This window comes from Shewanella basaltis, assembly GCF_023283885.1.
In the GTDB taxonomy this organism is placed as follows: domain Bacteria; phylum Pseudomonadota; class Gammaproteobacteria; order Enterobacterales; family Shewanellaceae; genus Shewanella; species Shewanella basaltis.
On sequence record NZ_JAKILA010000007.1, the window covers coordinates 48,197 to 71,127 of the forward strand.

Consider the following 22,931-nt stretch of genomic DNA (forward strand, 5'->3'; position numbering starts at 1 on the left):
TAACGAGTGTATTAACCTTTAACTTTATGCGCTCATTTTGCCGTTAAGCTTTATGACGAGTGACGGTTATGCAGTATTTCTAATAGCTGATCTTCTAATTCAAAACGAGACTCCATCGCTTGCGCTAATTTAGACAGATCAGCGTCTAATTGATACAGGATATTCTCGTCGGTAGCTTCGGTGTATTTGTCATTAAAATCGAGAGCGATGTCGGTACTTTCGCTGATTTGTGGCAATAGCGTCTTGGCTGTTTCAATACTTGATTCGCCAAATTTTTCGCAGGCTTTTACCACATTATTGTACACTTCAAAGTGGCCTTCTGAGACGTAGTCAACGAGCTGATCGCAAAATTCTTTCACTTGTTCAAGGCTTGGTAGAGACTTTTCTGCACGCGAATATGGCGCAAGCCCAGCAACAATAAAATATTGGATTAATAAATTTCTGCGGTGATTAAGCCACTGATCGATTAATTTATTAGCGCCGCCCCAGCGTTTTTCTGCTTTTTCTAATTTTGTTAGCATGTGTTTTCCCAAGTCAGCAACCTTTGTATAACATCTAATGTATTGGACAAAGTGTATTGTGATCAACTGTTTTATTTATATTTCAGGACCAACCAGCTAACGATGAGCAGTGATAAAGAATAGGGATCAGCAAACAATAAAAAACCCCGTGAAGGAAACCATCACGGGGTAACGAAGTTTTTTAAAGGCTCGATGTGTCGGGCTTCTTGATTGTTCTTGCTAGCGCACACTTTTTATACCAAACGAGTTACTTTGACGCAACGTTTAATCCGACAATTTGCGATTTACACGTCAGTATTGTGTGTTTTGTGAGCAATGAGGCCGATATGTTAAAAATTTAGCCACCAGATTTAGGAATAGCTCACATAAATTTCGCTTGAGTGGTTACATTAATCGCGTAAGTGCTAAACTAGCGCCCAGCAGAAATCATAACAGTCTAGGAAGAAAGCCCACATGGCAGAATTAAAGAATGATCGTTATTTACGTGCGTTGTTAAAGCAGCCAGTTGATGTCACCCCAGTATGGATGATGCGCCAAGCAGGTCGCTATTTACCAGAATACAAAGCAACCAGAGCGCAAGCGGGTGACTTTATGTCATTATGTCGTAATGCTGAGTTGGCATGCGAAGTGACGTTACAGCCGTTACGTCGTTATGATTTAGATGCTGCGATTTTATTCTCAGATATTTTGACTGTGCCTGACGCCATGGGCCTTGGTTTATATTTTGAAACAGGTGAAGGTCCACGTTTTGAGCGTCCTACAGACACCATAGACGCTATCAAAAAACTGAGCATCCCAGATCCAGAAGACGAGTTAGGTTATGTTATGCGTGCCGTGAGCACCATTCGTCGTGAACTTAACGGTGCTGTACCATTAATTGGCTTTTCAGGTTCACCTTGGACGCTAGCCACTTATATGGTTGAAGGTGGCTCAAGCAAAACCTTTGAAAAGATTAAACGTATGGCGTATGCAGAACCTGCCGCACTACACATGTTATTGGACAAGTTAGCCGACTCGGTGGTGTTATACCTTAACGCTCAGGTAGCTAACGGCGCACAATCGTTAATGATTTTCGACTCATGGGGCGGCGCATTATCGCACCACGCTTACCGTGAATTCTCATTACGTTATATGCAAAAAATTGTTGATGGCTTAACCCGCTTTGCCGATGGCCGTAAAGTACCAGTGACCTTATTTACTAAAGGTGGCGGCTTATGGTTAGAAGCAATGGCTGAAACCGGTTGTGATGCACTCGGTTTAGATTGGACGGTAGATATTGGTGATGCTCGTCGCCGCGTAGGTGATAAAGTGGCTCTACAAGGCAACATGGACCCATCAATGTTGTATGCCTCTCCTGAGCGTATTCATCAAGAAGTTGATCAAATTCTTGCCAGCTACGGTGAAGGTACAGGCCATGTATTTAACTTAGGTCATGGTATCCATCAGCATGTTGATCCTGAGCATGCGGGTTCATTTATCAACTCTGTACATGAGTTATCTAAGCAATATCACAAATAATTGAGTGGTATTAGCTAAAAAAGCGAATCTTCGGGTTCGCTTTTTTGTTGCTCGTTTTTTGTTTTTGAGCTTTGAATGTGAGCAGTTAGTTATTCTATTTCTCATCTTTCCGGTAATACTTGAGAGCCGCAATCCAGCTGTTTTTGGCTTTATGGCCTGCGGCCACTAACGTCGTGGCGCTTCGCCCACACCAGACCAAAAGGAAACCAACGGCAGCTCCCTCTTTACTCTTTATAAAAGAATTGGCCCAGCCGCCACATCAAAATTATCATTATTGTTACTAAACGATAGCTGCGAGAGGTTGCTATCGCGGTAATTTATTACTTAACCTGAGCTCGGGATAAGGGATGAACTTATACTATTTAAAATCAACATGTTACCCATTCTCACTTTCAAGCTTGTCATTTGTTCTGCTAACAAGGCGAATTGACGCGTCAATAGCTAGGGTCTATTGATCTTTCAAGGTTGTTTTTGCAGCGAATTGTTGGTCTTTTATACAAGGCAGAGACTTTGAAGTGTAGTTATTCTACATAAAAAGTCGATAACGCAGTAAAAATGACCAACAAACGCTGCCCACAGGGTTCGGCTAAAAACGTTTTACTCTTTGTTGAATAGATTTTGCTTAGGTGGCTAGGCTTCAATCCATTCGCCTCGATTCAAACGTTTTTAACTCGAACAAAATTCAACCAGCAAAGTTCAACAGACCCTAGCCTATTGTAAGTCGATTCAACGCAGTGAGCAGGGCAAAGGACTGTTTGAAAGGCATTTATTATCCCGAGCTCAGGTTAGTTACCAACTCTATCTTAAATTCGCTGCCTACGCCTGGTTGGCTGTCGATTTCAATTCTGCACTTTAATAAACCCAATAGCTGCCTGACGATGGCGAGTCCGACGCCAAGTTGCGGCAGGCTTTGATTCGGTTCAAATGACAGCGTGGTCATCGACAATTGTTTCAGGGCGTCGACTTCATGTTTGTGCATGCCAGCGCCAGTGTCGCGCACGGTTAACCATTGTTGGCCATTGTGTTGTGTGTTGATAATTTGAATTTTGCCACCAGCAGGTGTGTAGCGTAGTGCGTTATCGACTAAGTTGTTGAGGATGCGGCGCATTAACGTGGGGTCGGTATAGATTTGTTCTGCATGATTAATGTCAAAATCAAGTTGAACGCCGAGCTTTTTAGCGCGCGGGGTAAAGGTTTGTTCTATGTCGCTGAGCAGCTCAGTTAAATTAACCTGTTGCAGTTGCGCATCGATTTGGCCGTTTTCTAATGCGGCTAATTCCAATAACTGGGCGAGCAATTGCTGTAATGTTTGGCCTGAGTTAGCTGCATATTGGATCAGCGCCTCGTCGCGTTCATGGTCAGGTAAAATAAGCCAGGTATCGATATAGCCTAAGAGCGCGGTAAGCGGGGTTTTTAAGTCATGCGACAAATGCAATAAAAAGTCGTGTTTAGCTTGTTGTTGGCGCTTAACTTGCTGTTGTTGCAACTGGATTTCTTGCAGCAGGTGATTAATATGATGGCTCAGTTGGCTTATCTCTAAACTGCCTCGATAACGCTGTGGCAGCATTAGGTTGTCCGACATTGGGTTATTTTTAAGCTCAGTTAAGTCTTGGGCTAGCTTTTGGATCGGCCGGGTAAAATAGCGCAATAAAATCACAAACAGCACTAGGGCAAAAATGATCCAAAAACCGATGGTTGCTCCCCAAATTTTAGGTTGGTTTTCGGCATTGATAAGCGCTTGCCAGCTGTCGTAATCTTCACCACCAATGATGACGTACAAATAGCCACTGTGAAGCCCTTCTGGTGTTACCAGTTTACTGACAGAAAATATCTTGTGGGTGTCTTCGCTGCGCGGATCGGTGCCAAGCACTGGCAGGTTTTCGCCGGCTAAAAACTGTTGAATAATATGAGTATCAACGCGGTGGTTTTTAATTTTTTCGTCTTTGGCATCATAAGCAATCACTTTGCCATTTGGGTCTAGGGTATAAATTTCAAAGCTTGGGCCTAGCAACATAAAGTCATGAAAGGCTTCTTTAAGTGCCGCGTCAGAGGTAATCCCTTGAGATAATAACGGGTTAATGTGAGCCATGTGTTCGGCCAGTTCACGGTGCAGTGATTGTTGTATTTGGTTGCGGCTAAACTCATGGTTAAGTTGTAGCCATTGCCATAAGGCAACAAATAACAGTAATACAACTAGGGTTGCGGCTAAAAATAATCGATTAAATAAGCGATTCATTAGTGGGTTTGCACCTCTGGTGGTGAAAATTTGTAGCCTACGCCCCACACGGTTTTGACTAAGTCGTGTTCGGGTGAGCATTGCGACAGTTTATTGCGTAAACGATTGATATGGCTGTTTACTGTGTGCTCGTAACCGTCGTAGTTGTAACCCCATACCGCCTCCAATAACTGCATCCGGCTGAAGACTTGCTGCGGATGTTTGGCTAAAAACAGCAGTAAATCAAACTCGCGGGCGGTGAGGGTCAGTGCTTTGTTGAACGCTTTAACTTCGCGGGTGCTAGAGTTAATGGTGACACTATTAAATTCAATTTGTTGGGTTTGTTCTTGCTGGGCTTTACCACGCCTTAATAACGCTTTTACTCGTGCTCGCAGTTCTAACACACTAAAGGGTTTTACGAGGTAATCGTCGGCTCCTGCTTCAAGGCCTAATACTACGTCAGCCTCTGAATCTTTAGCTGTTAATAGCATGAGCGGAACTTCCTTACCGGCTTGGCGTAATTGCTCACACAACATAATGCCGTCGCCATCGGGGAGCATGCGGTCTAATAAAATTAAATCGAGCTTTTTATGTTCAATAATCTGCATGGCTTGCTTTAATGTGGTGGCGTGATCGACTTGGTAGTTGAGCGCTTTGAGGTTAAGCATGATCAATTTAGCCAGGTCTTGTTCATCTTCTACCAGTAAAATATGTTGTGGGCAGGCATGGCCGTTATGTTTAGTGGTTCCATTCATGTTGAGTTCCTCAAAGCAAATCCAGTTGTTGCATTAACAACTAGACCTGCTTTGAGGAGAATAAATTTCAGCTTGGTTGAAATTTATTCCGTTCTGGTGATGGTGACACCTAACACAGGGTTATCAAAACGGTGTGATGCATCCAATACTGAGTCATCTAAACCGTCATACATTGAAATTACCCCAGGATGAATATGGACAAAGTCGACATCATCACGTGCGGCGTTATATCCTTCGCCGCCATCGGCTGGCCCTGGAATGGTGCCTTTGGCTTCGGTGTTTGCCTCGGTGCCCGCATCATACGCCATAAACTTCATTGAGCTCGAGGCGTCGACTTGCATACCGGCAATGCTATAACTGTTTACACCGGTAAAAGCATCGTTAGTGTTCACTAGCATGGTCGCTAGGCTAATGCTGGCAACGTCTGTTTCATCTAACGTGATAGTGAGGGTTTCACTTGCGCCGGGCATTAATAAACCTGCACCGTTAACACTGCTAGTCAGCACATCTAATGCCGCGATATCAGCGGTGTCACCACCTTCGGCCATTTTTTCTATGGCTTTACTTGCCATTTCACCTGCGTTCCACAGCATGGCATCGCTAGCATGTGCCGCTAAAATCACCGGAGACATGGGTTGATTCGCGGTGAGGTTAGTGACGGTAACCGTGAAGGTTTGCATCACTGGTGCTGGTGGCGTCTCGTCAACAGTATCATTGTCATCATCGCCACACGCGGTTAGTAAGGTGGCCGCTGCCAACATGGCCAGTAAACTGGGCTTTAATGTAAAATCAGTGGGTTTCATGGGCTACCTCCTTATTTTACTGTTACCACAACTTTGGCAACAGGGTTCAACCAGCGGTGTACGCGGCTGTCTAGGTCACTCATGCCACCAGCAGGATCTGTGTCACCCAATACACCAGGGTGAGTATGTACGTTAGCGTTTTCGCTGCTGTCCATTACGCCGGTGCCATTGGTTCCGCCATCTCCACCTGGTGCTGCAGGTATACCCGGTGCACCTAACATACCGCCACCATTGATAATTTCATCATTGGCTTCGGTGCCTGCATCATAGGCATTAAGGTACACAGTATAAGTGCCCGCTTCAGTTGGAATTTCCCAGCCGTCTAGCCCAATAAAGGCGTCGTTGGTTGGAAGTACCATGGCCACAATCGATAAATGAGTGTTATCGCCAGTATCAAGCATTACCTCGCTCACACTTGCACCCGCTGCCAGTAGGCCCATTGCTGGATTTGTGACGGTTACACCCGCATTACCGGTTACAGCAGCATCTAAATCGGCAATGTCGCCGCCTTCAGCCATTTTTTGTAACGCGGCAGAGGCTTCGGTACCGACTTGAAATAAGTGGCTATCTGCATCGTGAGCGGCAATTAACAGTGGGGTAAAGTGATTTCCGTGAGTTAAATTGGTTACACTGACTTCAATGTCAGCAGCCAAAGTTGGAAGGCTAAATAATCCAGCAGCCATAAGACTTGCAGTCACTAATGTACGTTTCATAACCGAGCTCCTTTTGTTTAATTGCAATCAGTATGCAGCAGGAGTTTCACTAGGTTATTGCCAAATTATCACAAAAGTTTAACATCGTAGCTGGCTATATTGGCGTGTGCTAAAGTGTGCCCAAATAAACAAAAAAATAAGATTATGATCAGAGAACTAACCCACGCAGACTTTGATGCAGTGATTGCCCTAGGTGAAATAGTCCACGGTAGCGGCTATATGGATATTGCTGAATTAACTGCGATTTATCATAAAGGCATAAAGCATGGTATTAATGCCAATTTTGTCGCAATTGAAAACAATCAGCTAATTGGTTTTAGGTTGACCTATGCTGCAGGGCAATGGCCGCAAGATCAATGGTGCACAGTAGGCAAGTGGGGGGTTGCATTTGAGGACGTGTGTTATTTCAAATCAAATACCATTGCCGAATCTGCTCGTGGTAAAGGCCTTGGCGGACAATTATTAGCGGCATCCAAAGCGGCGGTTATTGCCCAAGGCGCTAAAGCGGGAGTGAGCCATTTGTGGCAACAAAGCCCTAATAATGCGGCGGTGCGCTATTTTACCAAAGCCGGAGGTGTGTTAATTGCCGAGCACCCACAACGCTGGCACCAGCGTTACATGGGCGAAGATTATATTTGCGTTATTTGTGATAACGACTGCCACTGCGTTGCCTGTGAAATGTTGTTAGTTTTTTAGCCTGATCCCCCTGACAAATAAGAAGAATAATATGTACGATCCACTGGTTAACTATCATCCTAACAATCAACCTTTTGCGCCAAGCTATTGGGCGACGACACAGGCATTGGGTGCTGCAACAGCGCCATTGTCGGGTCGGCAACATACTGATGTGGCGATTATTGGCGGCGGCTATACCGGGCTGTTAACTGCGTATTATTTGGCCAGTGAGTTTAATATTGACTGCCATGTGTTGGAGGCCAATCAAGTCGGGTTTGGTGCCAGCGCCCGTAATGCTGGTTTTGTCTTAAAAGGCTCTGGTCGTTTAGGGTACGCAGCCATGACTAAACGCTGGGACTTAGCCACCACCAAAGGTATTTATAATGAATTTACCCAAGCGGTCGCGCGCGTTGATGGCTTAATTAAACAACACAATATTGCCTGTGAGCCACAAGAAGCGGGTTACTTAAAGGTGGCCCATAATGCTAAGGCATTAGTCACATTACAAAGTGCGGCCAAGTATATTCAACAGCACCTTGCAGATGACCAAGACAGTGGCGCTGAGTTTATTAATAGCGGCGATTTTAGAGCGCAATATTTAGATCATCATCAAGCTTATGGTGCCTTGCGTTTAAAAGATGGTTTTGGCCTTAACCCGCTTAAATTATTGCTTGGTTATAAAGACATGGTTCATGCTCAAGGCGTGAGGATATCTGAGCAATCGTGTGTGTTAGAGTGGATTGAAGAGGGCGCTAAACATCGGATGATGACTTCTAACGGTGAATTGATTGCCAATAAAGTGGTTATGGCGGGCAATGCGTATACCCCCAAACGATTTAATCAACGTATAGATGACAAATTTTTACCCATATTAAGCAATGTGATCGTAACCGAGCCGCTTACCGCGCAAGAGCTGGCACAAGCTGGTTTGCATACGCACCAGGTCACCATGGACACCCGTATTTTAAAATACTATTACCGCTTATTGCCCGACAACCGCTTACTGTTTGGTGGGCGCGGTGCGGTATGGGGTAAAGACGCGGCCAACCCTGTGTATGGCGAGCGTTTAAAAATGGCACTGAATAAGTGTTTTCCGAGTTTATCGAGCAAAGCGATTGCCTATAACTGGACCGGCTGGATTGCCGCAGCAATGGACGATATGCCCCATGTGTATAGCAAAGGTGGCGTAGGGTACAGCTTAGGATATTGTGGTGCAGGAGTGTCGTTTAGCAGCCAAGCAGCGTACCGATTAGCACAAAGCATTGCGGGTGAAACCTTGCCTAATCTGCCTTTATACCAGCAACCGTTACCGACATTCCCCTTTACCCAAGCAAGACGCCTTGGGCAATGGGGTTATTATCATTATGGTTGGTTAAAAGACCGCTTTGGTTAACTGTCTATGTTGCCTTGTATGTTGCTTCGTTGATTAACCGACAACTTCGCCAGTGCTTATTTTGGTTTCGTCCAACGGCTCGATTTTGACATTGAAATAGGCATAAGTGGCACTCACAAATGGACACACCAAGTTAAAGAAGGCGTATGGCAAGTAGGCAATGGTTGCCACACCTAAGGTGCTGGCCATAAAGGCTCCGCAGGTGTTCCATGGCACTAACGGGCTGGTGACGGTTGCCGAGTCTTCAAGTGAACGGCTTAAATTCACCGCAGCCAACTTACGGCGGGTGTATTCAATTTTTAGCATTCGCCCAGGCAGTACAATAGCAATGTATTGGTCGGCAGTAATGATATTTGCGCCAATACACACACCTATGGTGGTAATAATTAGGCTGCTGGTGCCGGTCACGACAGTGAGGATGCTTTCTAAGATGCGCCCAAGTAAACCGGTGACTTCCATTACGCCACCAAATGCCATGGCGCATAAAATTAACCACACTGTGGTCACCATGCTGCTCATGCCGCCGCGGCTTAATAAACTGTCTAATACTTCATCGCCCGTGTTAGCCACATACCCGTCAAACATGGCAATCCATAAACCTTTAACTAACGCTACGATGGGCAGTAAGGTATCGTCGTGGACAAAAGCGATAACGTTATCAAATTGAAATAGTGCCGCGCATGCCGCCCCGGCTAACGTGCCTAATATCACCGTAGGAAATGCAGGCATTCTGCGATTTGCCAAATACAGCACCACTAATAATGGGATGAGTAAATGCAGCCCAGGGTGATAGGTTTTGTCTAATAGCGCTAGGGTGTCAGTCAGTTGGTTTTCAATTGGGGTGGCGTCTGCGGTTAAGCCTAAAAAGGTAAAGCCGATAAGGGCAATAATAATGCTGGGTACTGTGGTCCAGGTCATGTGGCGAATATGGCTAAAAATATCGGTACCAGCCACAGCAGGTGCAAGGTTGGTCGTGTCAGACATGGGCGACATTTTGTCGCCAAAATAGGCGCCACTGATAATAGCTCCCGCAGTAATGTTCACATCTAATCCCATGGCTGAGGATATCCCCACTAATGCGATACCGAGCGTACCGGCAACGGTCCAGGAGCTGCCAATACTTAACGCCACTACCGCGCACAATAAACAGCATGCGGTATAAAAATAATCGGGGTTCAGGATTTGCATGCCGTAGTAAATCATCGTGGGTACTGTGCCGGCTAAAATCCAGGTGCCAATGAGCGAGCCTACGCTGAACAAAATTAACAGCGCGCCAGTGGCAACCCCGATACTTTTAACAATTCCGCGCTCCATTTGGTTCCAGCTGTAGCCATTTTTAAAACCGATGACCATGGCGATACACGCCGCTAACACCAATGCTATTTGGTTGGCACCTGATGAACTGTCAGATGAAAACAAATATACCGCAGCACCAAGCATAATAATGAGCGCGAAAACGGGAATAAGTGCATCGAGTAGGGTGGGTTGCTTGTGGTTGGAGGGCGACGGTTTTGAAGACGCGGCTTGAGACATACGATTTCCTTTATCATTATTATTATGACCAATATCTCATTCTTGTGAGTTGGCTATTGCTATTTTAATCATTTGGTAACGAACCTGTAACAGGCACATCCTGACATAAAAATGCCTATTAAGTCGAATATTGTTATCGCATGGACGTAATTTGAATCACCGTTGCTAAATGGTGTGATATGACGCTGTGCTTGGTTAATTACTTACTTTGGCTAAATATGCGCTTATGCGTTTTTAATGTGTATAAATACCCATAGGCAGGTAGGCTGGTTAATTTATCCTGATGGACATCTTTACCTACATTGAATGTGATTTATGTTTGAACTCAACCTTTGGATTTGCGGTAAATGTTAATGACATACAGTGGAGGATTAATAGGGATTAGCTGCTGGAGTAGAAAATAACCACGTAAGTGAATTGTTTTCTTATTATGTCTAATTTTGTTAATCGAGCGTTAGTTAACCATTTTTACTGCGTTATCGACTTTATATAGCAGCACAACTCCTTCGTGCCTTTGCCATGCTGTTGTATATGTGATTAATGGCCAACAATTAAATTAGCATGCACCTCGTACAACATGGTCTTTGTGATCTTGGTTACGCAAGGTGTTGTCTTTGAGTTGGCTCATAATACAAGAGGTTTTTTGGGGGGCACATGGCATGAAAAAGAGTTGGCTGCCGTAAAATTAATACTCCCTTCGATGTTGCCACCGAAGGGAGTATTTTACGCTAACAATATAAGCGAATGGTTTACGCTTTGCCTTGCTCACGAGCAATGGCGCGGTAAGCAATATCGGTACGGAAGTAAACGTCATCCCAATGGATAGCATCTACTAATGCATAAGCTGCTTGTTGCGCTTCGGTGACGCTGTGACCTAGCGCGGTAGCACACAATACGCGGCCACCATTTGTGACCACATGGCCGTCTTTCATCTCGGTGCCAGCATGAAACACTTTACCGTTGACATCACCAAGGGTTAAGCCGTCAATCACATCGCCTTTGTTGTAGGCATCTGGGTAACCACCTGCAGCCATCACTACACCTACGGCTGCGCGCGAGTCAAACTCTGCACTGACCTTGTCTAATTCACCACGAGTAGCTGCCAGGCAAAGCTCAACAATGTCAGACTGTAAACGCATCATAATGGGCTGGGTTTCTGGGTCGCCAAAGCGGCAGTTGTATTCAAGCACTTTAGCGCTGCCATCAGGTGCAATCATTAAGCCTGCGTATAAAAAGCCAGTGTAAACATTGCCTTCGGCTGCCATACCATCAACGGTTGGGCGGATAACATTGGCAATCGTCCAGTCGTGTACGGCTTGAGTGACCACAGGCGCAGGTGAGTAAGCACCCATGCCGCCAGTATTAGGGCCTTGGTCGGCATTGTCGCGGGCTTTATGGTCCTGGCTGGTGGCCATAGCAAGAATGTTTTTGCCGTCAACCATTACGATAAAGCTGGCTTCTTCACCTGTTAAAAACTCTTCAATCACCACGCGAGAACCGGCATCACCAAATTTATTACCTGCCAGCATGTCGTCAATGGCGGCATCGGCTTGGGCTTGATCGGCGGCGATAATCACGCCTTTACCTGCAGCTAAACCGTCGGCTTTAATCACAACCGGAAAGCCTGTTTTAGCGGTTAATGTAGCCGCGTAAGCTTTAGCGGGTGCAATCTCGGTAAAGTTTGAGTAATTAGCTGTTGGAATATTGTGGCGGGCTAAAAAGTCTTTAGTGAAGGCTTTAGACGATTCAAGCTGTGCCGCGCCTTTTGTTGGGCCAAAAATAGGCAATCCAGCAGTATTAAAAGCATCGACAACGCCTAATGACAATGGCACTTCAGGGCCGACAATGGTTAATTCAATCTTGTTGTCTTGAGCAAATGTGACTAAATCAGCGATGGCTTCAACTTGAATGGCCACGTTTTGTAATTTTGGCTCTAAAGAGGTTCCAGCATTACCAGGTGCAACAAACACTTTTGTGACTTGAGCAGACTGAGCCGCTTTCCAGGCAAGCGCATGTTCACGACCGCCACCACCAATAATAAGTACCTGCATCTTTATTCACCTTTTTAATAAACTAAATAATATGATTCTTTAAACGAAAAAAGCAGCCAAAGAAGGCTGCTTGTTTCAAGTGGAGTTTAGTGGCGGAAGTGACGCATGCCAGTAAATACCATGGCCATACCGTGCTCATCTGCCGCGGCGATGATTTCTTCATCGCGAATTGAACCGCCCGGTTGGATGATACAACTAATGCCTGCCGCTGCTGCTGCGTCGATGCCATCACGGAATGGGAAGAAAGCATCAGATGCCATTACGGAGTTTTCAACCACTAAACCTTCATCGCTTGCTTTAATACCAGCAATTTTAGCGGAGTAAACGCGGCTCATTTGGCCTGCACCCACACCAATTGTCATGCCATCTTTGGCGTACACAATGGCGTTTGATTTAACAAACTTAGCCACTTTCCAGCAGAACATTAAGTCTTTTAATTCATCTGCTGTGGGTTGGCGCTTAGACACCACTTTAATGTCTTCTAGGTTAACCATGCCTTGATCGCGGTCTTGCACTAACAGGCCGCCATTAACACGCTTGTAATCTAGGGTGGTGGTTTTAGTGTTCCAGACGCCACACTCAAGTAAACGCACGTTGGCTTTGGTTGCAACAATGTCGCGTGCTGCTTGGCTGACCGTTGGCGCGATAATTACTTCAACAAACTGACGGTCTACAATCGCTTGGGCTGTTTGTGCATCTAACTCTTGGTTAAAGGCAATAATACCGCCAAAGGCTGATGTCGGGTCGGTTTTAAAGGCGCGGTCGTAGGCTTCTAGTAGGTTAGCGCCTAATGCCACACCGCAAGGGTTAGCGTGTTTAACGATAACGCAGGCTGGGCCTTCAAACTCTTTTACGCATTCAAGTGCGGCGTCAGTGTCGGCAATGTTGTTGTAAGACAAGGCTTTGCCTTGTAACTGAATCGCGCTGGCAACTGAGGCTTCATCAATTTGCGTATCAACATAAAAGGCGGCTTTTTGATGGCTGTTTTCACCGTAGCGCAAATCTTGCTTTTTGATGAGCTGAGTATTGAACGTACGTGGGAACGTTGAGTCGTCGTGGCACTCATCCTTGCTGTGTGCTGGCACCATAGTACCAAAGTAATTGGCGATCATGCCGTCGTAAGCCGCGGTATGTTCAAAGGCTGCAATGGCAAGATCAAAGCGAGTTTCTAGGGTAGTGCTACCGTTGTTGGCTTGCATCTCAGCAATCACGCGCCCGTAGTCTTTTGCGTTAACCACAATTGTGGTGTCTTTGTGGTTTTTGGCGGTTGAGCGCACCATGGTTGGACCGCCAATGTCGATGTTCTCTACAGCGTCGGCTAAGGTGCAACCTGGTTTTGCCACCGTTTCAGCAAATGGGTATAAGTTAACGGCCACTAAATCGATAGGGTTAATGGCGTTTTGTTCCATTACCACTTCGTCAATGCCGCGACGGGCTAAAATGCCGCCGTGAATTTTTGGATGTAAGGTTTTAACACGACCATCCATAATTTCTGGGTGACCTGTGTAGTCAGAAACTTCAATTACCGGGATATTATTGTCTGCAAGTAGCTTTGCAGTCCCACCCGTTGATAAGAGTTCAACACCTTGTGCATGCAGCGCTTGTGCAAACTCAAGGATTCCAGTTTTATCTGATACGCTTAATAGCGCGCGACGAATTGGTCTGACATTATTCATGTAGGTACAGGGTCCACTAGTTTGATTTTAAGGATCTTTCGTAAAGCAGAATTGGCTCAAGTCAGCTTTACCAAAGCCCCTCATGATGTTGCTTTAACACTTCTAGATAACAGTCTGATGATCAGGCGGGCGTATTTTATCGTAAACCGCTTGTATTGGGTGTTTTTTCTGCGTGATTTCACAATATTGAAATAAGAACAAAGAGAGCCAAAATATTCGTCAAATAACCCTTGACCTTAGATTAAACTCTAAGGTTTATACTAAGACTATATTCATAAGCGTTGGCCTGAATAAATGACAGAGTAAGGGGATTATTATGTATCGAATAGGTGAGCTATCTGCCTTATACGACATTAAAGCTGACACGTTACGGTTTTACGAAAAGCATGGCTTGTTGTCACCCTCTAGCCGTTCAGACTCAGGCTATCGATTATATAATCAAGACGATTCTGAAAGGTTGAAGTTTATCCTACGTGCCAAGGCGGTGGGGTTTTCGCTCAATGACATTGCCGATTTATTGTCTATAGAAGTGGATAAATCAAACCGTGCCTGTGCAGAGGTGAAAGGCTTAGTCGACAGTAAGCTTGAGCAGGTTGAAGCAAAACTGGCTGAGCTACAGCATTTTGCCGCGTCGTTAAAGAGTTTATCTAATACCTGTTGTGGTGGTCCTGATAGTGCTGAACATTGCTCGATACTTGAAGCACTTGAGTCGTCAGATCAACATATTATTGCTAAAAAAGAACAGCATCATTTCTCTCATTCAGGTCATAAGGACTAAATATGTTATTGACCAATTTTGTGCATTTATTTTTAGAGTCCGCCCCCTGGCTTTTGCTGGGTTTAGTATTAGCAGGGTTGTTAAAGGTGTTTGTGCCAATGGCATGGATGCAAAAGCAACTGGGTGGTCATGGGGTAAAAACGGTATTTAAAGCGGCATTATTAGGTGCGCCGTTACCTTTATGTTCGTGCGGGGTGATCCCTGCGGCGGTGGGCTTGCGCCGTGCCGGTGCGTCAAAAGCAGCCACGACCTCATTTTTGGTGTCGACACCAGAAACGGGCGTCGATTCGATTACCGTTTCTTACGTGCTACTCGGGCCGTTTATGGCCATAGTGCGCCCTATTGCAGCTATTACTAGCGCGATAGTGGCGGGGCTATTGGTCGGCCGTGATGACGATGATGGTGTGCCAGCAATGACTAAGCCTCAAGCTGACAACACGCCAACTGTAAAAGTGGAGTCGTCTTGCTGTGCAAGCAAAAAGAACGATCCATCAAGCTCGTCTGAAGCGACGTCAACTTTCCATAACGGCAAGGCTGATATTGTGCAGCATGCTGGGGTGAAAATGACCGCAGTTAAGGCCGAGTCTGTGTTAAGCCCTATGGCCTCTGCCAAGGTGTTGAGTGCTGGACCTGCGCCAGCGCAAAGCAGTTGTTGTGCAACTAACGCAGATGCACCATCTCAGTCTAAATCATCTGGGTCATCTTGTAGCATTAATGCAGCAGAGCCTAACAAACCAGACACGGTTAAATCCAGTTGTTGCAGTAGCCTTGCTGAGCCAAAAGTTGAGGCGCAAAGCAGTTGCTGTTCACCTAAGTCAGCGCCAACAAACAAAGATGAAGCGGTAAACGCAGAGCAAGAGAGTTGCTGCGCTTCAACTCAGGACATGGCAACTGAGTTAAAGCAAAACAGTGTATTTAGTCGAGTATTATCCGGCCTGCATTATGCGGCAACGGATTTAGTTAAAGACACTACGCTATGGTTGTTAGTCGGGTTATTTTTTGCCGCTTTAGTGCAAACTTACGTGCCAAGCGATTTTTTAGTGAAGTGGGGCGACGGCATTTTAGCCATGTTAGTGATGGTGCTAGTGTCTATCCCTATGTATATCTGTGCTACGGCTTCAACGCCGATTGCGGCAGGTTTACTGTTAGCGGGAGTGTCTCCTGGTGCGGTATTGGTGTTTATGATGGCAGGCCCTGCAACGAATATCGCAACACTGGGTGTTGTGACTAAAGAGTTAGGCAAGCGTGCGCTTTATGGCTATTTAGGCGGTGTTATTGGCGTCGCGTTAGCCTTTGGTGTTTTGGTTAATTATTTAGTCGACAGCTTTGGCTTTAAAGTAATGCCACAAATTGGTGAAGAGCATGCATTATTGCCCCAAGGAGTGGTTGCGGTGTCTGGCATTGTGCTGGCGATACTAATGGGTAAAGTGTTGTGGGATATGATCCCCAAAGGCAATAAAGAAAAAAGTTGTTGCTCATAATGGTTTATTAGCAAAATAAACAATGCTTAACCTAATCGATTAATACTTAAAAACCAGTGACAAACATCACTGGTTTTTCTATTTTATATGGTTAATGTTGTCTGTAATGGGCAGCAATTCACTTTGTATTGTCACTTTTATTGTCACTTTTATCGTCACTATGTTGGCCGAGTGGCGATACCCACATAACGATTAAATGCCCTCAAACTGAGGTACTAGTAATCATCACCAACCTTAAAAATAACTTAAAATAGAAACAATTTTTGACTATTATGACGCGCCTCAAAATTTAACAATTATTACACACACCTGCACTTTTTTTGCGCATTTATTGTGACCCCTCTCTCCATGTATCCCTTGGATTTACCCTACTATCACTATTGCGATATACCTATAAAGTGATAAGTCGTTTAAGCGACATTGGAGTGAATGATGAAAACAATAAAATTGTGCAAGATAGCGCTGTTAATTGCGCTTTCCATGGGGGTAATAGCCTGTGGTAGTGATGGTAAAGACGGCGCTGATGGCCTAGATGGTCAAGATGGCGCGCCAGGTTTACCAGGTGCAGACGCAACCGCTCCCACAGTGAGTACTTCAACGGCAACCAATATTGAGTTTATTAATCATATTGTTGCAGATGGTGTTGTTACTGTTGAATTTGGTGTAACCAACGAATCAGGTTATGCCATTACTGGTTTAACAGATGCATCGATTTACCTTGCAGCTAAAACCGAAAATGGTATGCAACGCAGCCGAGATGGTAGCGTGGGCGGAAATGCAACTGTGGGTGGTTCATCGCCAACAACGGGAGCATCGTTAACCTTACTTGATAATGGTAACTATCAATTAGTTGCGCCAATGGCTGGGGTGCAAGCTGACACTGAAGCATTAATTCGTTTGCAAGTTGGCGGCGGTGATATTGCCAAGTCACCGTATGTACTAGTTGCAAAACCTGAGATGATGCATACCTCAACAACAGAAACCTGTTATGCATGTCATGTTGATTATGCCGAGTCTGATCTCAAACATGCTGGCTATGTGGCGTTAAATACCGATGGCGAAGTCGACTTTGTGGGTGGTTGTATGGTGTGTCATAACAACGTACCGCGTGATGTCGCAGCAGACGGCGCCTCATTAAACACCGGTGGCTACGCTAAAAACACCATGCAAATGCTTGGACACATTAATCATCAAAACTTTGAAAAAGATTTTGAACCCGCTAACTGTTATACCTGTCATGCTGAGCCTGTAATGAACACCAGCCTTGCAGGTAACGGTTGTGCTGATTGTCATAACACGTCTAGCAGCTCTAGTTATGCCCAAGTCATTAGCAACAGTAATAGCAGTGAGTTTGATGCCAGAGCGTTCCACTTAAATAAAAGTGGCTTAGAAACCTTGCAAGCGATGCGCGTGAGTTACACCGCTGAAACCACAGCTCCGCAAAAAAATGATGCAGGCATTTGGTGTACCACTATGTCGTTATTTGACATTAGCAGTGGCACCAAGACTCAAGTGAATATTGGTGCGTTATACAACAAAGATGGCGATACAACAGGGGCAACCAATGTGGTTGGTAAGCCTATTGTGTATGCTGGTGCTTATTTACATGGTTACTACAACGAGTCTATTGTTGGTCGCTTTGCAGGCCATGGTAGCAATGAAATCAAAACGGATAATGCCGATGGCTCAAGAACGCACTGTTTCCCAACACCATCAAGTGGTTTTGATCAAGCAAGTATTATGGCAACGGCTCGCATTTCATTAAGCTACCCAGGTTGGGTGCAAAATGATGGCGAAACGTCTATGTCATTTACAGCCTATTCTGACGCTGTTGATCAAACAACAGGTGAGATTGTTAAGTATGAGCGTCGCTTAGCTGTGACCAACGATAGCTGTACAACGTGTCATAACAGCGAAACCAACTACCACAAAAATGGTGCTTATAATAATGGTGGTGTTGATTGTGTTGCTTGTCATAACAATGGGCAAGATCGTAGTGCGGCAAACTCAGCCCCTGGTTATGGCCCAATGGTACACAGTATGCACTGGGGTATTGGTAACTCGTTATCTGGCGCTAAAACAGATGCTGATGGCAATAATATCACCAACTCTGCCGCGGCATTAAATGCCATTAATTGTGTCTCTTGTCATGCTGATGGCATTGACTTGAATGCCATACCTAACCAGTACATACGTGCTAAAGCATTCAACAATGGTGACCAAACTAAGATGGCTAGCCCGATCACAGCAAACTGTTTTGCCTGTCATAACGGTGACCAAGCACTAAACCACATGGAGTTAAATGGTGGTGAAATTAGCGCAGAAAAAGGCTTAGGTAACGACGGTACTTGGTTTACTCAACCTACTGGCGAATCTTGTGCAACATGTCATGCGCAAGGTCGTTCATTTGGTATCGAGAAATACCATAAGTTTGAACGCTAATATGCACTATGGCGTTAGCCTTATTGACTAACGATACAGTGTAAATCACAACGGGGAACAATTGATCCCCGTTTTACTTTGTTAACTGTTTTAACGGATGATTAATGAAAGATAGCATTGAGTTTTTCAGCTAAGCGGATGCCTGCTTGTTGCAGTCTTTTTTCAACGATGGGCTTATTCATAAACACATAGTTAAAGCGCAAATCATCCTCACCTTGGTCATTTTTCTCTAAAATATAAGCTTGTTTTCGTAATTCTTTAGACTCTTGTGCCCACTCATAATAACTGTGCCCTGACCATTGCTGGCGCTCAGCCTGACTTATACGGCTCAAAAACTCACTGTATTCGGTGTAGCTTAATTGCTGTTGCTCGATAATTTTGCTGTCCCATACACTGTGCAAATTGGTTTCTTGGCCAAACCATTTAACGTTAATCGTGTTACCACCTTTATCGTGGCGATGACCCACATGTAAAGGCTGATGGATATCACCCACAAAATGCACATAAAAGGCCAGCGCTTGCCATTTATCTTTTTGGCTCGCTTTAGGATTTTTTAACACTTTTTCAAATCGTTGCAACCCTTCGATAATGTCGCCATCGGGATTGCGTGTTACTGACGGCCATGTTTCATCATCTGCAATTGAAATGTAATGCCAGGGCGCAGCGTGATGCCAGTTTTTATCGGAACGAATTTCATCTGCCCATGTAGACATTTGCGCTAGGCTTTCTCCATTTGTCAGCATATTAATCTGTTTTTTTGCGCTGTCGGTTAAATTGTTCTGAGCCAGATCACCAACAATACGATGCCCCAATTGGCCGAAAGCTAATGCAGGCGTTCCTGCGCCAAGTGTTGTTAGTAATGCAATGACTAATATAACGTTTTTGTGTATTGAGATTGAATTGTTCATGTGTAAATCCAATGTATTCCTTGAATGGGCAGTCACTGTAGGCTGTACAAATAAGACGCGAATATACAGTACAGATATGACACTTTTATGTATCAATTGTGTAAAAAATCAGTTGTATATTGATTGTTTTTTGACATTAAATTGCAATAAATTCTGCCTAAACTTCGCCCCTGCAGTTTTGGCTGCATTGACATACTAAGTCCAATTAATTGGACAAAACATTAAAATATAAGAATTATTCAGGGGTTTGATATGTTATTTAGTCACAAGATGAGCCGCTTAGCGTTAGCGACGTGTTTTGCTATGGGGGTTGCGTTACCCGCATCTGCAGCAGACACTGCGTCTGATATTCGTGGTCAAATTACAGGGCCAGCAGGAAATGCTGTTTCTGATGCCAAAGTCACCATTATTCACCAACCTACGGGCACAGTTACCGAGGTGCCTGTTACTGCTAACGGTCAATTTTCTGCCCGCGGATTACGTGTTGGTGGCCCATACATTATTAAAGTGGATTCTGACCAGTTTGCCGACACGGTTGAAGAAGATGTTTACTTACAACTGGGCGAAACCTTCCGCTTTAACCGTACTTTACAAGACGCAGCAGCAATGGAGCGTATTGGAGTTGTTGGCAGTGCAGGTTACTACCGCACCGCGGGCAGTAACAGCGACTTTGGTGAGCAAGACATTGCCAAAGCTCCTGGGGTGAGCCGTGATTTAAAAGATGTATTGCGTCAAAACCCAATGGCGGTTATCGGCACAGATGGTGTGTCAATGAGCGTGGCAGGTATGAACCCGCGTTTTAACACTTTTGTGGTTGATGGTATATCTCAAAATGATGATTTTGGTCTTAACTCAAATGGTTACCCAACCCAGCGCTCTCCAATTTCAATTGATGCAGTTGAAAGTGTCGCATTAAATGTGTCGCCTTACACCGCCAGAAACGGCGGCTTTACGGGGGCACAAATAAATGCGGTGACTAAGTCGGGTACTAATGATTTATCTGGTTCAGTTTTTTGGGAAACCACTAACGACAGCATGGCAGGTGACGGTAAAAACCAAGACACCGGTGAGAAAATTGAGCAAGATTTTGAAGACACGACCTTTGGCGGAACGCTGGGCTTTCCGTTAATTGAAGATACCTTGTTTTTCTTTGGTTCTTACGAAAATTTTGATGCGCCTCAGTCTGCTGAGTGGGGGCCTTCAGGTGCTGGTTATGCAAATGATTCTGACGTGACGGCGCAAGAGCTAGCACAAATTGAACAAATTGCTCAGACGGTTTACGGCCTAGATGACATTGGTGGTTATACCACGACTCCACAAGAAAAAGATGAAAAAATCTTAGCTAAAATTGACTGGAATATTAACGACCAGCACCGTGCGAGTTTTACTTACCAATCTACAGTCGGTAACTTAACTAATAATATGAGCTCAAGCTCATCGTCTTTAAAATTATCAAGCACTTGGTACGACAAAGAAGAAACATTAGAAACCTATGCTGCTAACTTATACAGCGATTGGAATGATGATTTTAGTACCGAAATTAAAGTCGCCTATAAAGATACCACCACAAAATCAAAAACTATTGATGATCTAGGCATTGGTATGGTGTCGGTTCAAACCTATGATCGTGCAAGTGATTATGTGATTTTTGGTACCGATAAATCCCGTCAGGCCAATGAATTAAATAATCAAAATCTTGAGCTACGTTTTGTGGGCGACTATTACCTTGGCGATCATGAAATTGGTTTTGGTGCTCAGTACAACAATGTTGAAGTGTTTAACTTGTTTGCTCAAAACGTGATGGGTAACTGGTCGTTTAATACCATTGAAGATTTTGAAAATGGCGACGTAGACCAGTTCTTTTATGCCAATGCTATGACCGGTAATCCTGACGATGTTGGCGCAGCGTTTAATATGGATACGTTGGCATTATTTGTTGAGGATGCCTGGGCTATTACCCCTGATCTTACGCTGACTTATGGCATGCGCTATGAAACTATTAGCATGTCTGACTCGCCAGCGCTGAACCAAAACTTCGTCGAACGCTATGGTTTTGCCAATAACGAAACCTTAGATGGCCAAGATATTTGGTTACCGCGAGTGGGTGTGAAATATGCGCTCACAGAAGACATGAGTTTACATGGCGGAGTCGGTCGTTATAGTGGTGGCTCACCGACGGTATGGATTTCAAACAGCTTTTCAAATGATGGCAACAGCCTGCTTAGCTACAACGATGGTTGGAACGCGGCATGGGGCACACCTGACTTTGCCAATGTGCCATCACAAGCACAAGCAGGTTTAGTGGGCGGTGATGGTAATGTGAATGCTATTGACCCTCACTTTGAATTACCATCAGATTGGCGTGCCAGCATTGGATTTGACAGCACATGGGATTTTGGTGCATTGGGTGATGACTGGTTTCTTGGTGCTGAATTTTTATATGTTAAAAAAGAAAACGACCTTGCTTGGGTAGATTTGGCTCGTCGCCAAGTCACTACCGATAATACTGGCCGTGTGGTTTATGAAACTTGGGACCCACTCGCTAACAATGGTGCTGGTGGTAACACTGAGCGTTATGACATTATGCTCACTAATGCAGACAAAGATGGTTCAAGTAAAACCCTTAGTTTGTCGTTAGCCAAAAACTGGGATATGGGCTTAAGCATGCGTGCGGGCTACGCTTATAACTCAGTTAAAGAAGGTAACCAAGGGTCGTCTTCAACTGCTACGTCAAATTACCAGTATACTCCAGTGCAATATGACCGCAATGGCACTACTTTGGGGACAGGTTATTATGAAACACCACACCGCTTTACGTTTAGCTTAGGTTATGACGTTGAGTTTGTGGCGGGCTATAACTCTAGCTTTAACCTCTTTTACGAAGCTCGTGAAGGTAACCCAATGACGTGGGTGCTAGGCTCTTATAAAGACGGTAACTTAGGTGATCAGTCAAGTTTTGCTAATGCATCATACTATCTGCCTTATATTCCAACTGGAGCCGATGATGCCAATGTTGAGTATGCAGATGGATTAACCTATGAAGCGCTTAAAGCAGCTCTTGATGATATTGGTCTGAGCCAATATGCCGGCGGGATTGCACCAAAAGGTACAGACAATCAACCTTGGATACACCAGCTTGATTTCCGCTTTACTCAGGAACTGCCGGGCTTTAGTGCTGATCACAAAGGTATCTTGTATTTTGATATTAAGAACGTACTTAATCTTGTAAATGATGATTGGGGCGTCGTTGAATACCAAAGCTATGGTACAGCCACACTAGTTGATCATGCTTACAATGCAACTACGGGGGTTTACACTTACTCGGTACCTTATGGCCAAGATGGGGTCGAAACTGATAACCAAAACAGTTACGACATCAATAAGTCTGCTTGGCAGTTAAAAATTGGTGTGAAATACCAATTTTAATGAGTGATAATAGATAAAAAAATACCGAGCGCATTGCTCGGTA

At 44.7% G+C, this 22,931-nt stretch carries 16 protein-coding genes and 1 pseudogene; 7 read left to right on the plus strand and 10 right to left on the minus strand.

What is annotated here, in order from left to right; genetic code table 11:
- Positions 1 to 50: 50 nt before the first annotated feature.
- The gene (gene rsd / locus L2703_RS07250) at positions 51 to 521 is read right to left on the minus strand and encodes a sigma D regulator (protein WP_248970451.1); all 471 of its coding nucleotides are present in this window, start codon (positions 519 to 521) and stop codon (positions 51 to 53) included.
- 453 nt (positions 522 to 974) lie between these two features.
- On the opposite strand from rsd, the gene hemE reads away from it, so the two are divergent.
- Entirely contained in the window at positions 975 to 2,039 is a 1,065-nt protein-coding gene (hemE, locus tag L2703_RS07255; protein WP_248970452.1) for a uroporphyrinogen decarboxylase, read from the plus strand.
- A gap of 434 nt (positions 2,040 to 2,473) precedes the next feature.
- On the opposite strand, the pseudogene L2703_RS07260 reads toward hemE, so the two are convergent.
- The 5 genes and pseudogenes from L2703_RS07260 to L2703_RS07280 form a co-directional block, all read right to left on the minus strand.
- Positions 2,474 to 2,680, minus strand: a pseudogene (locus L2703_RS07260) (hypothetical protein).
- A gap of 128 nt (positions 2,681 to 2,808) precedes the next feature.
- Positions 2,809 to 4,275, minus strand: a complete 1,467-nt coding sequence (locus L2703_RS07265) for a sensor histidine kinase (protein ID WP_248970453.1) — start codon at positions 4,273 to 4,275, stop codon at positions 2,809 to 2,811.
- The gene (locus L2703_RS07270; protein WP_248970454.1) at positions 4,275 to 5,009 is read right to left on the minus strand and encodes a response regulator transcription factor; all 735 of its coding nucleotides are present in this window, start codon (positions 5,007 to 5,009) and stop codon (positions 4,275 to 4,277) included. Before L2703_RS07270 ends, L2703_RS07265 begins: the two co-directional genes overlap by 1 nt.
- Before the next feature lie 83 nt (positions 5,010 to 5,092).
- A complete protein-coding gene (locus tag L2703_RS07275) occupies positions 5,093 to 5,812 on the minus strand; it encodes a spondin domain-containing protein (RefSeq protein ID WP_248970455.1) in 720 nt (239 codons plus the stop codon).
- Between the two features lie 11 nt (positions 5,813 to 5,823).
- On the minus strand, positions 5,824 to 6,525 hold the full coding sequence (locus L2703_RS07280) for a spondin domain-containing protein (protein WP_248970456.1): 702 nt from the start codon (positions 6,523 to 6,525) through the stop codon (positions 5,824 to 5,826).
- Between the two features lie 144 nt (positions 6,526 to 6,669).
- Between L2703_RS07280 and L2703_RS07285 the strand changes: the two genes are divergently transcribed.
- Both L2703_RS07285 and L2703_RS07290 read left to right on the plus strand, forming a co-directional pair.
- Entirely contained in the window at positions 6,670 to 7,221 is a 552-nt protein-coding gene (locus tag L2703_RS07285; RefSeq protein WP_238103091.1) for a GNAT family N-acetyltransferase, read from the plus strand.
- 31 nt (positions 7,222 to 7,252) lie between these two features.
- The gene (locus tag L2703_RS07290) at positions 7,253 to 8,593 is read left to right on the plus strand and encodes an NAD(P)/FAD-dependent oxidoreductase (protein WP_248970457.1); all 1,341 of its coding nucleotides are present in this window, start codon (positions 7,253 to 7,255) and stop codon (positions 8,591 to 8,593) included.
- Between the two features lie 33 nt (positions 8,594 to 8,626).
- Here L2703_RS07290 and nhaC read toward each other — a convergent pair whose 3' ends face one another.
- The 3 genes from nhaC to purH all read right to left on the minus strand — a co-directional run bounded on the left by nhaC (position 8,627) and on the right by purH (position 13,853).
- A complete protein-coding gene (nhaC, locus tag L2703_RS07295) occupies positions 8,627 to 10,126 on the minus strand; it encodes a Na+/H+ antiporter NhaC (RefSeq protein ID WP_238103029.1) in 1,500 nt (499 codons plus the stop codon).
- A 749-nt stretch (positions 10,127 to 10,875) separates the two neighbouring features.
- On the minus strand, positions 10,876 to 12,177 hold the full coding sequence (gene purD / locus L2703_RS07300; RefSeq protein ID WP_248970458.1) for a phosphoribosylamine--glycine ligase: 1,302 nt from the start codon (positions 12,175 to 12,177) through the stop codon (positions 10,876 to 10,878).
- An 86-nt stretch (positions 12,178 to 12,263) separates the two neighbouring features.
- Complete coding sequence (gene purH, locus L2703_RS07305) at positions 12,264 to 13,853, minus strand: bifunctional phosphoribosylaminoimidazolecarboxamide formyltransferase/IMP cyclohydrolase (protein ID WP_248970459.1); 1,590 nt, start codon at positions 13,851 to 13,853, stop codon at positions 12,264 to 12,266.
- A gap of 316 nt (positions 13,854 to 14,169) precedes the next feature.
- Between purH and zntR the strand changes: the two genes are divergently transcribed.
- The 3 genes from zntR to L2703_RS07320 all read left to right on the plus strand — a co-directional run bounded on the left by zntR (position 14,170) and on the right by L2703_RS07320 (position 18,554).
- The gene (gene zntR / locus L2703_RS07310; RefSeq protein WP_248970460.1) at positions 14,170 to 14,631 is read left to right on the plus strand and encodes a Zn(2+)-responsive transcriptional regulator; all 462 of its coding nucleotides are present in this window, start codon (positions 14,170 to 14,172) and stop codon (positions 14,629 to 14,631) included.
- Between the two features lie 2 nt (positions 14,632 to 14,633).
- Entirely contained in the window at positions 14,634 to 16,112 is a 1,479-nt protein-coding gene (locus L2703_RS07315) for an SO_0444 family Cu/Zn efflux transporter (RefSeq protein ID WP_248970461.1), read from the plus strand.
- A gap of 432 nt (positions 16,113 to 16,544) precedes the next feature.
- A complete protein-coding gene (locus L2703_RS07320) occupies positions 16,545 to 18,554 on the plus strand; it encodes a multiheme c-type cytochrome (protein WP_248970462.1) in 2,010 nt (669 codons plus the stop codon).
- 101 nt (positions 18,555 to 18,655) lie between these two features.
- On the opposite strand, the gene L2703_RS07325 is transcribed toward L2703_RS07320, so the two are convergent.
- Positions 18,656 to 19,462 (minus strand): S1/P1 nuclease, encoded by an 807-nt coding sequence (locus L2703_RS07325; protein WP_248970463.1) that lies wholly within the window; start codon positions 19,460 to 19,462, stop codon positions 18,656 to 18,658.
- A gap of 252 nt (positions 19,463 to 19,714) precedes the next feature.
- Between L2703_RS07325 and L2703_RS07330 the strand changes: the two genes are divergently transcribed.
- Entirely contained in the window at positions 19,715 to 22,888 is a 3,174-nt protein-coding gene (locus tag L2703_RS07330; RefSeq protein WP_248970464.1) for a TonB-dependent receptor, read from the plus strand.
- Positions 22,889 to 22,931 lie beyond the last annotated feature (43 nt).